The following is a 13,795-nucleotide window of genomic DNA, read 5'->3' as shown; positions in this document are numbered from 1 at the left end:
CGTGGCGCCGGGAGTGGCCGGACGGGTCCTCAGCGACCCAGGAGCTCGCGCAGGCGTGCGGCGTTGCGGACCGCGTTGCCGTCGCCGTCGTTGTTGAAGTACGTGAACACCTCTCGGCCCGACGACTCCCACTCACGGACGCGGTCGGCCCACCAGCGCAGGTCGTCCTCGCCGTAGGACCCGCCGTAGAGGTGGTGGTGGTCGGGCCCGTGCAGGCGCACGTACACGAACGGTGCCGTGGCGCGCAGCACGCACGGCAGGCCCGCCCCGCTCATCACGCAGTAGGCCGCGGCGCGCCGCTCGAGGAGGCGGTAGACGTCGTCGTCGTGCCAGCTCGGGTGGCGCAGCTCGACCGCGACGCGGACCCACCACGGCAGGCAGGAGAGGAAGTAGTCGAGCCGCGCGTCGTCGCGCTCCTGCCCCGGCCCCGGCTGGACGAGCAGGATGCCGCGGGTCTCCCCCAGCTCGTGCCACGCACCGGCGATGCGCTCGGCCCACCGTTCGGGCGCGTAGAGCCGCTTGGCGTGCGTCAGGCCCCGCGGCGCCTTGACCGACAGCACGAACCCCTCGGGCATACGCCTGCGCCAGCTCGCGAACGAGGCGTCCCGCGGCCACCGGTAGAAGCTGGCGTTGAGCTCCACGGTGCCGAAGGCCTCGACGTACCGCGCGAGACGGTCCCGAGGATGCGTCCCCTCCGGGTACAGGGGCCCAGTCCAGTGGTCGTAGCTCCAGCCCGACGTGCCGATGTGGATAGTCACTCGCCGCTCACGGCCACGATTCTACGAGGCGTGCGCACAGCGCGTCCGCCTCCGTCCCGGGACGGATCCGACGGTCACGGGCGGGGGATACGGTGACCGCCATGAGCGACCAGGCGACTCTGGGGGCGCGCCCGTCCTCCACCACCCGGCCCAGGAGCGGCACCGATGCGTCGCCACACTCGGGTGGCAGCACCGTCTCCCCGAGCTCCGCCGGCTGGCACCGTCCTGCCCCCAGCACGGACCAGCTCCGGGCGGACACCCTCGTCGCAGCGCTCCTGTTCCTCGACTCGGTGCTGGTGATGGCGCTCAGCCGGGCAGCCCAGATGTTCCCGGAGCCCGCCTCACCGGTCGTCTCGGTGGTGGCGCTCGCCGCCGTCACCCTGCCGCTCGCGCTGCGGCGTCGGCACCCGTCCCTCGCGCTCCTCCTGGTGGCCGGTGCGTTCGTCGTCGCCGGGGAGGCCACCGTCCCCGAGACCGTGGTCACGAACATCGCACTGTTCCTGGCGCTGTACTCGGTGGGCGCCTGGGAGCCGGACCGCCGCCGCGCCGCGGTCGTGCGCGCCGTCGTCGTCACGGTGATGTTCGCCTGGCTGCTCATCACCTTCTTCCGGGTGGCCCTCGACCCGCCGGACGGCGAGGTCGTGGCCATCGGCCCCGGCACGCTGACGCCGCTCGCCGCCGCCATGCTCGTCCAGCTGCTCGTCAACGTGCTCTACTTCGCCGGCGCGGTGTGGTTCGGGAACCACGCCTGGAACGCTGCCCGCGACCGCGCCCTGGTGGACGAGCGCGCCCGCGAGCTGCAGGCCGAGCGGACCCTCGTCGAGGCGCAGGCCGTGACCATCGAACGGATGCGGCTCGCCCGTGAGCTGCACGACGCCGTCGCCCACCACGTCTCCCTCATCGGTGTCCAGGCCGCCGCCGGCCGGACGCTGCTGCGCACCGACCCCGCGCGGGCGGCAACGGCGCTGGAACGGGTCGAGGACTCCGCCCGGGAGGCGATCGACGAGCTGCACGGGCTCCTCGGCACGCTCCGGTCGGCCCCCGCCGAGCAGCACGAGCCCGTCGGCTCGCTCGGCGTGGACCGGCTCCCCGACCTCGTCGCCGGCGCGCGGGAGGCCGGCCTCGAGGTGGCCTACCAGGTGCTCGGGGAGCCCGTCCCGCTGCGCCCGCTCGCGTCGCTCAACCTCTACCGGATCGCCCAGGAGGCGCTGACGAACGTGCGCAAGCACGCGGGGACCGGGGCACGGGCCGACGTGCGCCTGCGTTACCTCGCCGACGCCGTCGAGCTCGAGGTCGCCGACGACGGCGCGGGCAGGCACCGGCGCCTGGGCCGTCGCGCCGAACACGGGGGCCTGGGCATCGTCGGCATGCGTGAGCGGGTCACCGCCGACGGCGGGACGCTGCACACCGGACCGCTGCGCGAGGGCGGCTTCCTCGTCCGCGCCCGGGTCCCGCGCGACCGTGGCGCCGTCGCACCGGCGGTACCCGACGAGCACCACACCTCGGGGGCCGAGTGATGAGCGACCAGGACCCGGAGATCCGGGTGATGCTGGTCGACGACCAGCCGCTGCTCCGGGAGGGCATCGCCACGATCCTCGACGCGCAGGCGGGCATCCACGTGGCGGCCCAGGCCTCGAGCGGGGACGAGGCGATCCGCACGCTCGGCCGGACCGCCGTGGACGTCGTGTGCATGGACGTGCAGATGCCGGGCATCGACGGGCTCGAGGCCACCCGCCGCATCACCGCCGAGATGGCACGACCCCCGCGCATCCTGGTCCTCACCACCTTCGGACGCGAGGACTACCTCATCGAGGCGCTCCGGGCCGGTGCCAGCGGCTTCCTGCTCAAGACCGCCCGCCCCGAGCAGCTCGCCGACGCGATCCGCTCCGTCGCCGCCGGGGACGCCCTGCTCTCCCCGGAGGTCACCCGCTCGGTGATCCGGCGTGCCGTGGCCGCCGAGCGCGACGGCCACGCCGGTCAGCCACCGCGCTCCCTCCCCCCGCAGGCGGAGCACCTCACCGACCGCGAGCTCGAGGTCCTGCGCCTCGTCGCGGCCGGGCTGTCCAACGACGAGATCGCCGCCGACCTCGTCATCGGGCGCGCCACCGTCAAGACCCACGTGTCCAACGTGCTCATGAAGCTCCACCTGCGCGACCGTGTGCAGGTGGTCGCCTTCGCCTACCGGCACGGCCTGGTCCAGCCCTGACGCAGCCGCCCTCCCCCTCCGGACGGAGGCCGGGAATCGGTCCGGGGCCGGAGGTACGGGGCCACCCACCCGCCTAGCGTCGTCGTCAGGACGGGCCGAGCAGCGGCCCGCGACGCGAGAAGGAGGCGGCGCCCATGCTTCGGCTCGACGGAGTGAGCAAGTCGTTCGGGGAACGTCAGGTGCTGGACCGGGTCTCGTTCTCGGTGGCACCCGGCAACCTCACCGGGTTCGTCGGCGGCAACGGCGCCGGCAAGACCACGACCATGCGCATCATCCTCGGGGTGCTCGGCGCGAACACCGGCGCCGTCACCCTCGACGGGCGCCCGCTCGAGGCCCGGCGGCGGCGCCGCTTCGGCTACATGCCCGAGGAGCGCGGTCTCTACCCGAAGATGCGGGCAGCGGAACAGCTCGCCTACCTCGCCCGGCTGCACGGCTTCGACCGGGGTGCAGCGAACCGCCGCGCCCGGGCGCTGCTCGAGCGCCTCGGCCTCGAGGAGCGCGCCGACGACGCGCTCGAGTCGCTGTCCCTGGGCAACCAGCAGCGAGTGCAGATCGCCGCCGCACTGGTGCACGACCCGGAGGTGCTCATCCTCGACGAGCCCTTCTCCGGCCTGGACCCGCTCGCGGTCGAGGTGGTCCTGGGGGTGCTCGCCGAGTACGCCGACCGGGGCGTCCCCGTCTTGTTCTCCTCCCACCAGCTCGACCTCGTCGAGCGGCTGTGCGACGAGCTCGTCATCATCGCGGGCGGGCAGATCCGCGCGACCGGCACCCGCGAGCAGCTGCGCAAGCAGTGGGGGGTGCGCCGCCACGAGCTGGCCAGCGCCGTCGACGTGGGCTGGGTCCGGGACGTGCCCGGTGTGCGGGTGGTGGAGTTCGACCGCGGCAACGCCCTGTTCGAAGCCGCCGACGAGGTCGCGCAGCAGGTCCTGTCGCTCGCGGTGCAGCGTGGCCCGGTGCTGCGGTTCGGGCCCGTCGTCGCGTCGCTCAGCGAGATCTTCAAGGACGTCGTCACCGACGACGTCGCACCCCACCAGACCGAGGAGGTCGCAGCATGACCACCACCCCGACCGCGTCCGGCTCCCCCGGCGTGCAGGACCCCGCTGCCCCTGCCGGCGAGGTCCCGCTCACCCAGGCGTCGCTCATGGTGGCGGAGCGCGAGATCGTCACCCAGGTGCGCACCAAGTCGTTCATCATCTCCCTCGTCGTCACGCTGGTCATCGTGCTCGCCGGCATCGTCGTCTCCGCCGTGCTCGCGGACCGCGAGGACTCCGGCACGCGGGTCGCCGTGGTCGGCGGCGCGGTCCAGGAGGTGTCGGGTGCCAAGGCCCTCGAACCGGTCACCGCCCCCGACGTCACCGCCGCCGAGGAGCTCGTGCGCTCGGGCGACGTGGAGGCGGCCGTCGTCCCGGACGCCGGGAGCCCCGTGGGGCTGCGCGTCATCGCGCTGTCCGACGCGCCCTCCGACGTCGTGGCCGCGCTGTCGGTCTCACCACCAGTGGACCTGCTCGACACCTCGACCTCCGACGACCTGCGCTACCTCGTCTCCTTCGGCTTCGGCCTGGTCTTCATGATGTTCGCGATGGGCTCGGGCGCGATGATCGTGCAGAACACCGTCCAGGAGAAGCAGTCGCGGATCGTGGAGATCCTGCTCTCGGCCGTGCCGGCACGGGCCCTGCTCGCCGGCAAGGTGCTCGGCAACAGCGTGCTGGCGGTGGGCCAGACCGCGGCGATCGCAGCGGTTGCGGTGCTCGGTCTGCTCCTCACCGGTCAGGGCGACCTGCTCGATCTGCTCACCGCCCCGATCGTCTGGTTCGTCGTGTTCTTCCTGTTCGGCTTCGTCCTCGTCGCGGCCCTCTTCGCGGCCGGCGCCTCGCTCGTCTCCCGTCAGGAGGACACGGGAAGCGTCATGATGCCGACGATGATGCTCGTGATGCTGCCCTACTTCGTCGTCATCTTCCTCGGCGACAGCCGCCTAGCCATGACCATCGCGTCCTACGTGCCGTTCAGCGCCCCGGTGGCGATGCCGGTGCGGATGTTCATGGGTGAGGCGCAGTGGTGGGAGCCGCTGCTCTCGCTGGGGCTGCTCGCCGCGGCCGCGATCGTCGTCGTCGCCCTGGCGGCCCGGATCTACAGCCGTGCGCTGCTGCGCACGGGGTCCCGGGTGCCGTTGAGGCAGGCGCTGGCACGGGACTGAGCGCGGTGCCGGTGACCGGTCACCCGGGCCGGTCACCGGTCGCGCGGCGTCCCGGCGGGTGGGTCACACCCGGCCCTTGAGCAGGGCGCGGAAGTAGACGACGGGCTCGACGTAGCGGTCGAAGAACCACAGGGCGCGGCGAGGCACGGTGAGGTCGACCCGGCGGATGCTGGGCTCCGGGGTGCCGTCGCGGTCGAACTCGGCCAGCAGCAGCCGCTTGCGGTCGACCGTGATCGGGATGACCGTGTAGCCGTCGTAACGCCGCAGCGGCCGCCTCGTGCGGCTGCGGCGGATGTTCTCCGCCAGGATCTCGACCTGGCGACGCAGCGCCCCGCCGGAGGGGCGGGTGCGGACGGCTGCGACGTCGCCCAGGCTCCACAGCCGTGGCACGGTGCGGTGCGCGAGCGTCTCGGGGTCGACGTCGACGAGGCCGCCCGTGTCGGGGCCGGCGAACCCGGTCACCCAGTCCGGTGCGCGGTACCGCGGGACGACGGACGCCCACGCGACGTCGTCGAGGACCCGTGGACCGTCGTCGGTCGTGAGCGTCACCGAACCGACGTGCGGGTCCAGGGCCGCGACGGTCGCCCCGTGGTGGACCGTGACGCCGAACCGCTCGAGCTGCGGCTCCAGGTGCCGGTCCACGAACGGCAGGTCGAGGACGGAGCCGTACGGGGTGACGAGGTGGACGTCGACGCGGTCCAGCGTGCCGCGGGACCGCCAGTAGTCACAGGCGAGGAACAGCGGTTTGAGCGCGGTCCCGCCCGCCGGAGCCGGCTCGGGTGGCACGTTGAAGACCACCCGGCCGTGGTCCGTCTCGCGGATCGCGTCCCAGGTCGACTCGACCGTGTCCCGCAGGTAGGCGGTCCTCGACCAGCCGAGGTCGATCGCCTCCGCGAGGCCCGGCGTCGCGGCGAGGTCGGGCTCCAGCCCGGTGGCCAGGACGACGTCGACGTACTCGACCCGCTCGCCGGTGTCCACGGTCACCACGCGGGCGTCGGTGTCGACGTCCACGGCCAGGCCCGGCACCCAGGTGCACCCCGCGGGGACGACGCTCCGCATCGGCTTCGTCAGGCGGTCGAACCGCGCCTGTCCGCCCGCGACGAAGTTGAGGAGCGGGCGGTAGAGGTGGTCCTGGTCGGGAGCGATGACACAGACGTCGCGGGCGCCGAGACGGCGCAACCGGGCGGCCAGCGAGATGGCGGCGTTTCCCCCGCCGACGACGACGACGTCGTGACGTGCGGTCATGGCATCTCCTTGGGGCGCGGCGCGCTACTCGCGGTGGAGCTTGTCCTGGACCGTTCCGGCGATCTTCTCCACGCGGTTCGGCAGGTCGGTCGTGCCGTAGAGCCGCACGTCGGGCCGGGTGGGGGGCGGCATGGGGGCGGAGGTCGTCGGGCCGTCGTGGTAGGTGTGCTCCCCCTTGCCGTCGATGGAGGGACCGGACGCCCACGAGCCCTCCTTCGCCTGCTTCCCGTCGGAGAAGTTGAGGTACTGGTAGGACACCTCGGTGTGCTCCTTCTTCTGCGGGAAGTTGCTCGGGGTCGGCAGCTTCTCGAGCCCGTCGGCCTTGAGTTCCTCGATCGCGCGGAGCCACTGGTTCTGGTGCATCGTGTCGCGGGCGAGGAGGAAGGCGAGCATGTCCCGGACGCCCGAGTCGTCGGTCATGTGGTAGAGCCGGGCCACCTGGATCCTGCCCTGCATCTCCGCGTTCGCGTTGGCCGTGAAGTCCGCGAGGAGGTTGCCGCTCGACGTGATGTACGAGCCCTGCCACGGGTTGCCGTTCGAGTCGACCGGACGTGCGCCCGCACCGGCGACGATGGCGTGCTGGACGTCCATGCCACCGACGACCGCCGCGACAGTGGGGTCGTCCTGGATCGCGTCCTTGGTGATCCCGAGGGGGGCGTCCTCCAGGAGCTGGGCGATCATCGTCGCGAGCATCTCGACGTGGCCGAACTCCTCGGCGCCGATCCCGAAGACGAGGTCGCGGTACTTGCCGGGCAGGTGCATGTTCCAGCCCTGGAACGCGTACTGCATCGCGACGGTGATCTCGCCGTACTGGCCGCCGAGCACCTCCTGGAGCTTGCGGGCGTAGATGGCGTCCGGCTTGTCCGGCGTCGACGTGAACTGCAGCTCCTGCTTGTGGAAGAACATCTCGCCTCCGTGAGCGGATCGGGGCCTGCCTGCCGGCGTGTGAGCCAGGCCACTCGGAGGTCCGAGTATCACGCCGCGTCCGGCGTCACGCACCTGGGCGACTGCGCCACCTCGACGGGGGTGACCAGCGGCGCGCGAGGACGTACGCGGGATCGCGAAGGAGCGCGATCCACCGGTACTGGCCCGTCCCCTCCGGGACGTTCCGCACGGGGTCGAAGCGCACCGGCGGATCCGGGTCCGGGCGCACCGGCGTGGCGGCTGTGTCGAGCCGCCCGAACGGGACCCACCGGCGCCGTCCGGGTGCGCCGGCGCTCACCACCCAGGACCGTCGGCCGGCCCCGGCCGGCTGGGGGCTCAGGCGCACCTGGAGGGGGCCGGAACGCGTCCGCAGCGGCATGAGGGTCGTCATCGCGGCCCGGTCGGAGCGGCGGAGCAGGAGGACGTAGCGGGTCAGCAGGCCGGTCCCGGTCGTGGCGAACAACAGGTCGACCGGCTCGCCGTCCAGCCGGACGGCCACACCGTGGATGTCCGGAAGCGGCGCTGGCAGTCCCATGGCCCGGGACACCCGCACGCGGCACGGCAGCTCCGCGCCCCGCTCGAGCAGCGGCACTCCCCACTGCCGACCGCGACCCCAGGTGGTCAGCGTCGCCTCGTAGACCACTCCCTTCGGGTGCAGCGGCTTGCCCCGGCGCAGCACTCCCGCGGCCCCGAGGACACCGCCGGCCAGCCACCCGAGCACCGACGAGGCCCGCTCCCCCGCCGCCGACAGTCCCCAACGCAGCACTGATCGGTCTCCCATCGGCCCAGCATCGTCGGGGCGCGGGGCGCCCGCACGCTCAGGGACGACGATTTGCGGCCGACGACATACCCCCGTGAGGCCTTCCCTGTGGAACCATTCGTGTGATGGAACCACTAGGTCGGCTGCGCGCCCGGACCGCCCGGACCGCCGCCCGCCTCTCGCGGGAGCCGGGGAGCAACACGCGGTGGGTCCAGCGTGCCCGTGTTGCCCTCTATCTCATCGCCACCGCGCTCGTCGTCTGGGAGGCGTACCTCACGACGCTCCAGGATCTCTCGGTGCCGGAGACCTTCCTGAGGATCACTGCCGCGTTGGTGCTGTTCGGCGTTGGTCGCTGGCCGGTGATCACCGGAGCAATCTCGCTCCCTCTTGTCATCACCGAGTTCTGGATCGGCATCGATCCAATGTCGCTGATGATCCTCGTCCCCTTGATCACGGCCGGCGTGCTGGTGGCAACGCGTCCCCGGCAGCTCGGATACATCTATGCGTTCATCATTGTCATCGCGCTCACCGCGATGGAGCAGACCGAGATGCCCCTCGCCGATCTCGCAACCTGGCTTGTGGTGTTCCTCATCCCCTGCATCGTCGGCGAGGCGGTGCGGTTCATGCTCAGCTCGGTCGATCGCATCCGCGATGCCTCCGCCGCCCAGCTGACCCGCCAGAGGCGAGACCTGGCCCGGGAGCTCCACGACACCTCCATCCACGACATCACCGCGATGATCATGGCGCTGGAGCGAGCGAAGCTTACCGGCATCAGCGATCCGAAGGTCGTGGAGGAGATTGACCATGCGATCGCAACAGGACGCCAATCCGTGGTGAGCATGCGAGGAGTCCTCAAGATCCTGCGAACCGAGGACATCGATGACGTCACCCGGGCCGCAGACGGCATGCCCGCGGCGATAGCCGCGGCCACCCCCACGGTCCAGCGCGCCCTGGAGGACGCCCGCGCCTCCCTGGCTCGTACGGGGCACGAGCTGCGGGTCCACATGGAGGACCAGATCGACCTGCCGATGCCCTTCTCGGTGCGCACCGCGCTGGTCCGCGTGATCCAGGAGTGCACGGCGAACATGGCCAAGTACGCCCGGCCCGGCCAGCCCTGCACCGTCATGGTCGAGCGCACCGACACCGAGACACGAGCCCTGTTCATCAACGAGTCGACCGACGAGACGGGTGACGACGCCGCGCTCAGCTCCGGTGTCGGGCTCATCGGCGTCCGGGAGCGGGTCGAGGCGGTCGGCGGTCAGCTCGCGGTACGTCATCATGGTGGACGATGGATCATCCAGGCCTCCATCCCGACGATCGGTTCCGCGAGTGAAGGACAGGTAGAGCGTGCAGCACAGCACTGACGCAACACAGAGCGCGGCTGAGAACACCATCAGGGTGCTGCTCGTCGACGACGACCCCATGGTGCTCGCCACACTCCAGAGCTACGTGGCGACGGCCGAGGACATCGACGTCGTCGGCACGGCGGAGGACGGCAGCCTGGTGCGGGACCTCGTCCGCAAGCACGACCCGGACCTCGTCATCATGGACATCCAGATGCCGGTGATGACGGGCATCGAGGCCACCGTCCAGCTCCGCAAGGAGTTCCCCAACCTTCGCATCGTGCTGCTCACGACCTTTGACGAGGACGAGTTCCTCCTCGACGCGCTGGACGCCGGTGCGGCAGGGTTCCTCCTGAAGAACACCAGCCCGCAGGACCTCGTCCAGGCCATCCGACGCGCGCACAGCGGCAACAGGGTCGTCTCTCCCGGCCCGACCGACCGCCTCATCGACAACTACCTCCTCCGTACACCCAGCAGCTCCGAGGTGACCGATGTCGGCCTCTCCGCTCGGGAGCAGGAGGTTCTCGAGCTGCTGTGCCGCGGTCGCTCGAACGGGCAGATCGCCGAGGAGCTCTTCGTCGCCGAGACGACGGTCAAGACCCACGTCTCGGCGATCATGCGCAAGATGGGTGTGGGCTCACGGCTGGAGATCGTCGTGCAGGCGTACGAGCGCCGCCTGGTGCGCTGACCCGCGAGGACGAGCGATTTCCTACCGTTGCAGGAGTCTCCTCCCACTTTAGGAGGATGGAGTTTTCGACACCTGGCCGTGACCATGAAGGGACCTCCACCCTGCTAACGAATGAGGAAACAATGAAGAGCACCCTGGCCCGGGCCACGGCCGTCGCCATCGCCGTCGTCGGCCTCTCCATGGCCCCCGCCGCCGCGGCCCCCTCCAGCCTCGAGCTCCCGGGCTCGTCGACCCCCGCCATCACTGCTCCGGGTGGCTCCGAGATCACGCCCGACGCGTCCTTCTGCCAGGTGGTCGGCTGGTGGTTCTGGTGCCGGATCTGAGTTGACGTATAACTGATACACGACCGCGGGACCCGGGCGACCGGGTCCCGCGGTCGTTTCAGTCCACCCGCCCGTCCTCCGCGGCCTCCGGCACCCGAGCGAGGAGCGGCGACCAGGTGATCCGCGCCGTCGCCGCGACCAGCTCGCCGGACGGGCCGTCCACCGCCCACGCCACCGGCCGCTCCCCCAGCTCCACGACGGCACGCACCGCCGCGGTCACGACGATGACGACGATGACCGGCGGCATCGACGCGAGAGCGATGGCCGCGGCACCGAGCAGGCTGGCGAGGCTCGTGGGCCGGAAGCGCACCCGGCCGCCGTCGTCCTCGACGCTGGTGATGACCATCGCCGACAGCAGTCCGACGGCGGCCACCAGCACCGTCCCCCACGCGATCGCCGGGGCGGTCAGCCATCCGCCCACGGCGAGGACCCCGACGGCGAGGAGGACGACGGCGAGCACCACGAGCGGCACGACGACGACGGGACTGCCGAAGGTCCGCACCGCTGCCCACATCATCCACTGGCGCACCGGGCCCGCGCCGCTCTCCCGCAGCGTCGCCCGGAACAGCACGTCGGCCACGCGGCGCAGCCGGCGTGCCTCCGGGGCGGTGCCCACCGCGGAGGCGTCGCGGTAGAGCGTGTCGTGGAGGACGGCCGGGAGGGTCTGCCGTCCGTAGCTGGCGATGACACCCCACAGCAGCTCGGGGACCGAGGCGAGGTCGGTGACGAAGCCCGCGGGGACCACGTGGTCCACGGCCGTGCGCGACCACGTCGGACCGGCGTCGTCGCGGCCGTCCGGTCGCTGGTCGGTGTACCCGAACTCCTGGAGCACCTCGAAGCGGACCGTGAGACGGCTGCGCTCGGGCAGCTGGCGGAGGTCGACGGTGGTGCACGCCCGCCACCGTCCGTCCTCCGCCTTCCGAACGAACGGCATCCTGCACCCCCGTGGCTCCGACGTCTGCTGCTGTGCCCGAGGCTACGGCTCGCCACCGACATCCGCGCCCGACCTGTACGTCCGAGGCCGGCACTCTCCTAGACTTCGGGCGTGACGTTCTACGAGTTCATCGGCTCCTACTGGTGGCTCGTGTTCCCGCTCGGTGCCGCCTTCGGCGGGTCGGTGGGCGCGTTCATGAAGAACGCCCGCACGTGGGACGAGCGGCGCCGCCGGGACAAGCTCGAGCTCGCCCGCATCAAGTACGGCGCGCGCACCGCCGCGGCGGAGCAGGTGGCGGCCACACAGGCGGAGATCAAGGGCACCCTCGGCCGCCACGACGCCGTGACGAGACGCTGGCTGGAGTACGAGCTCGACGTCGCCAAGCTCATCGACTACCCGCTCATCACCGACATGCGGGAGCCGCTCACCGTCGACTTCCACCGCGCGAAGCGGGAAGCCGACACCGCCCGCCCGGAAGACCCCACCGAGCTCGAGGACCCCGCCTACCTCGCGAGCTACCGGGACGCGGTCCGCCGCTACGAGACCGCCTTCGACGTCGCCGAGCAGGAGGCACGCCGGCGGAGGGCTGCCGACTTCTCGCCGGCCGAGCAGCAGGCTCTCGTGCGCGCCAAGAAGTTCCTCGCCCTCGCGGACGATGCCGCAGCGACCCATGCGGAGCGTCAGTCGGCCTACCGGCGAGCCACTCGCGAGCTCGAGGGGCTCGTCGTGCTGCCCACCGCGGCCACGGACGCCTTCGAGCAGCGCATCGCCGGCGCCCTCGACGCACCGCCGACGGCCACCTCGCCGTCCTGACGAGCCCGGCCGGCACCGGCGCGCTCGAGCCCCCGGCGGACCGCGGCGGTCCCCGGATCGGCACGGTCGCCGACGACGCGGCCGGAGCGCGCCGGGGACGGCTCAGCCCCGCCGGGTGTACCCGGCGGGGCTGAGCACGTCAGGCGTCAGCGCGAGGGCAGCTCGCCGATCTTGTGGACGCGGATCGAGTTGGTGCTGCCGATCTGCCCCGGCGGCATGCCGGCGACGATGACCACGCGGTCCCCGTCCTCGGCCAGCCCCGACTTGCTGAGCAGCTGGTCGACGTGGGCGACCATGTCGTCGGTGTGCGCGACCTCCGGCACCTCGTAGGTCTGCACGCCCCACGTCATGGCGAGCGTGTTGCGCGTGGAGGTGAGCGGGGTGAAGGCCAGCAGCGGGATCGACGACCGCAGGCGGGACATCCGGCGCGCCGAGTCACCCGACTGGCTGAACGTCACGAGGTACTTCACGCCGAGCAGCTCACCGATCTCGGCAGCGGCGCGGGTGATGACACCGCCGCGGGTGTGCGGGGTGGTGCCGAGCGGGGCGATGCGCTCCCCGGCGGCCTCCTCGGTGTGCTCGACGATGCGAGCCATCGTGCGGACGGACTCGATGGGGAACTGACCCACGGAGGTCTCGCCCGAGAGCATGACGGCGTCGGCCCCGTCGAGGATCGCGTTGGCGCAGTCCGAGACCTCGGCGCGAGTCGGACGCGGGCTGGTGATCATCGAGTCGAGCACCTGGGTGGCGACGATGACCGGCTTGGCGTTGCGGCGGGCCAGCTCGACCGCGCGCTTCTGCACGACCGGCACCTCCTCGAGCGGCAGCTCCACGCCGAGGTCACCACGGGCGACCATGATGCCGTCGAAGGCGTCGACGATCTCGACGAGGTTGTCGACCGCCTGCGGCTTCTCGATCTTGGCGATGACCGGCACCCGCCGGCCCTCCTCGTCCATGATCGCGTGGACGTCCTCGATGTCCGCCGCGTTCCGGACGAAGGACAGCGCGATGAAGTCCGCACCGAGGCGCACGCCCCAGCGCAGGTCCTCCTTGTCCTTCTCCGACAGGGCGGGCACGCTGACGGCCACGCCCGGCAGGTTGAGGCCCTTGTTGTTCGAGACGGGACCGGCGACCTCGACCCGGGTGACGACCCGCGGGCCGTCGACCTCGAGGATCCGGACGGCGACCCGGCCGTCGTCGATGAGGATCCGGTCACCGGGGCGGCAGTCGCCGGGCAGACCGGCGTACGTCGTCGACGCGATCTCGGCCGTGCCGGGGACGTCCTCGGTCGTGATGGTGAAGGTCTGGCCCTCCTCGAGCTGCACCTCCCCCTCGGTGAACCGCCCGAGGCGGATCTTGGGGCCCTGGAGGTCGACGAGGACCGCCACGGCGCGCCCGGAGGCCTGGGCCGCAGCCCTCACCCGGTGGTAAACGGTCTCGTGCTCGTCGGCGGAGCCGTGGCTTCGGTTGATCCGTGCCACGTCCATGCCGGCATCGACGAGCGCCTGGATCTGGTCGGCGGACTCTGTCGCCGGCCCAAGGGTGCACACGATCTTTGCTCTACGCATGGGTGCCACCCTATCGCCCGATCCGGAGGTGGCGAGGGG

At 71.8% G+C, this 13,795-nt stretch carries 14 protein-coding genes; 8 read left to right on the top strand and 6 right to left on the bottom strand.

Annotated elements, in window-relative coordinates; all coding sequences use genetic code 11:
• Positions 1 to 29 precede the first annotated feature (29 nt).
• Entirely contained in the window at positions 30 to 758 is a 729-nt protein-coding gene (locus VR894_RS12955) for a DUF72 domain-containing protein (RefSeq protein ID WP_324652152.1), read from the bottom strand.
• A gap of 101 nt (positions 759 to 859) precedes the next feature.
• Here VR894_RS12955 and VR894_RS12950 point away from each other — a divergent pair, with 101 nt between their 5' ends.
• The 4 genes from VR894_RS12950 (at position 860) to VR894_RS12935 (ending at position 5,158) form a co-directional block, all read left to right on the top strand.
• Positions 860 to 2,275: a sensor histidine kinase gene (locus VR894_RS12950; RefSeq protein WP_324652150.1), complete on the top strand. Its 1,416-nt coding sequence runs from the start codon at positions 860 to 862 to the stop codon at positions 2,273 to 2,275.
• Complete coding sequence (locus VR894_RS12945) at positions 2,275 to 2,964, top strand: response regulator transcription factor (RefSeq protein WP_324652148.1); 690 nt, start codon at positions 2,275 to 2,277, stop codon at positions 2,962 to 2,964. The genes VR894_RS12950 and VR894_RS12945 overlap by 1 nt, the downstream gene beginning before the upstream one ends.
• Before the next feature lie 134 nt (positions 2,965 to 3,098).
• Positions 3,099 to 4,019, top strand: coding sequence for an ABC transporter ATP-binding protein (locus VR894_RS12940; RefSeq protein WP_324652146.1), 921 nt, complete (start codon positions 3,099 to 3,101; stop codon positions 4,017 to 4,019).
• The gene (locus VR894_RS12935) at positions 4,016 to 5,158 is read left to right on the top strand and encodes an ABC transporter permease (RefSeq protein ID WP_324652144.1); all 1,143 of its coding nucleotides are present in this window, start codon (positions 4,016 to 4,018) and stop codon (positions 5,156 to 5,158) included. The genes VR894_RS12940 and VR894_RS12935 overlap by 4 nt, the downstream gene beginning before the upstream one ends.
• Positions 5,159 to 5,221: 63 nt before the next feature.
• On the opposite strand, the gene VR894_RS12930 is transcribed toward VR894_RS12935, so the two are convergent.
• From VR894_RS12930 to VR894_RS12920, 3 genes are all read right to left on the bottom strand, one after another.
• Entirely contained in the window at positions 5,222 to 6,403 is a 1,182-nt protein-coding gene (locus VR894_RS12930; RefSeq protein ID WP_324652142.1) for an NAD(P)/FAD-dependent oxidoreductase, read from the bottom strand.
• 24 nt (positions 6,404 to 6,427) lie between these two features.
• Entirely contained in the window at positions 6,428 to 7,309 is an 882-nt protein-coding gene (locus VR894_RS12925; RefSeq protein WP_324652140.1) for a manganese catalase family protein, read from the bottom strand.
• An 85-nt stretch (positions 7,310 to 7,394) separates the two neighbouring features.
• Positions 7,395 to 8,108 carry a hypothetical protein gene (locus VR894_RS12920; protein ID WP_324652139.1) on the bottom strand — a complete coding sequence of 238 codons (714 nt, stop codon included), beginning with the start codon at positions 8,106 to 8,108 and terminating at the stop codon, positions 7,395 to 7,397.
• A gap of 275 nt (positions 8,109 to 8,383) precedes the next feature.
• Here VR894_RS12920 and VR894_RS12915 point away from each other — a divergent pair, with 275 nt between their 5' ends.
• The 3 genes from VR894_RS12915 to VR894_RS12905 all read left to right on the top strand — a co-directional run bounded on the left by VR894_RS12915 (position 8,384) and on the right by VR894_RS12905 (position 10,441).
• Positions 8,384 to 9,451, top strand: a complete 1,068-nt coding sequence (locus VR894_RS12915) for a sensor histidine kinase (RefSeq protein WP_324652137.1) — start codon at positions 8,384 to 8,386, stop codon at positions 9,449 to 9,451.
• A complete protein-coding gene (locus VR894_RS12910) occupies positions 9,435 to 10,118 on the top strand; it encodes a response regulator transcription factor (protein ID WP_324652135.1) in 684 nt (227 codons plus the stop codon). Before VR894_RS12915 ends, VR894_RS12910 begins: the two co-directional genes overlap by 17 nt.
• A gap of 122 nt (positions 10,119 to 10,240) precedes the next feature.
• On the top strand, positions 10,241 to 10,441 hold the full coding sequence (locus VR894_RS12905; RefSeq protein WP_324652134.1) for a hypothetical protein: 201 nt from the start codon (positions 10,241 to 10,243) through the stop codon (positions 10,439 to 10,441).
• Between the two features lie 58 nt (positions 10,442 to 10,499).
• Here VR894_RS12905 and VR894_RS12900 read toward each other — a convergent pair whose 3' ends face one another.
• On the bottom strand, positions 10,500 to 11,375 hold the full coding sequence (locus tag VR894_RS12900; protein WP_324652132.1) for a DUF1353 domain-containing protein: 876 nt from the start codon (positions 11,373 to 11,375) through the stop codon (positions 10,500 to 10,502).
• Positions 11,376 to 11,486: 111 nt separating this feature from the next.
• Here VR894_RS12900 and VR894_RS12895 point away from each other — a divergent pair, with 111 nt between their 5' ends.
• Positions 11,487 to 12,188: a hypothetical protein gene (locus tag VR894_RS12895; RefSeq protein WP_324652130.1), complete on the top strand. Its 702-nt coding sequence runs from the start codon at positions 11,487 to 11,489 to the stop codon at positions 12,186 to 12,188.
• Positions 12,189 to 12,334: 146 nt separating this feature from the next.
• Here VR894_RS12895 and pyk read toward each other — a convergent pair whose 3' ends face one another.
• The gene (gene pyk, locus VR894_RS12890; RefSeq protein WP_324652128.1) at positions 12,335 to 13,756 is read right to left on the bottom strand and encodes a pyruvate kinase; all 1,422 of its coding nucleotides are present in this window, start codon (positions 13,754 to 13,756) and stop codon (positions 12,335 to 12,337) included.
• Positions 13,757 to 13,795: the final 39 nt, after the last annotated feature.

The sequence above is a fragment of the Georgenia sp. H159 genome (genome assembly GCF_035607575.1).
GTDB lineage: Bacteria > Actinomycetota > Actinomycetes > Actinomycetales > Actinomycetaceae > Oceanitalea.
This window is presented reverse-complemented; position numbering and strand designations above follow the sequence as displayed.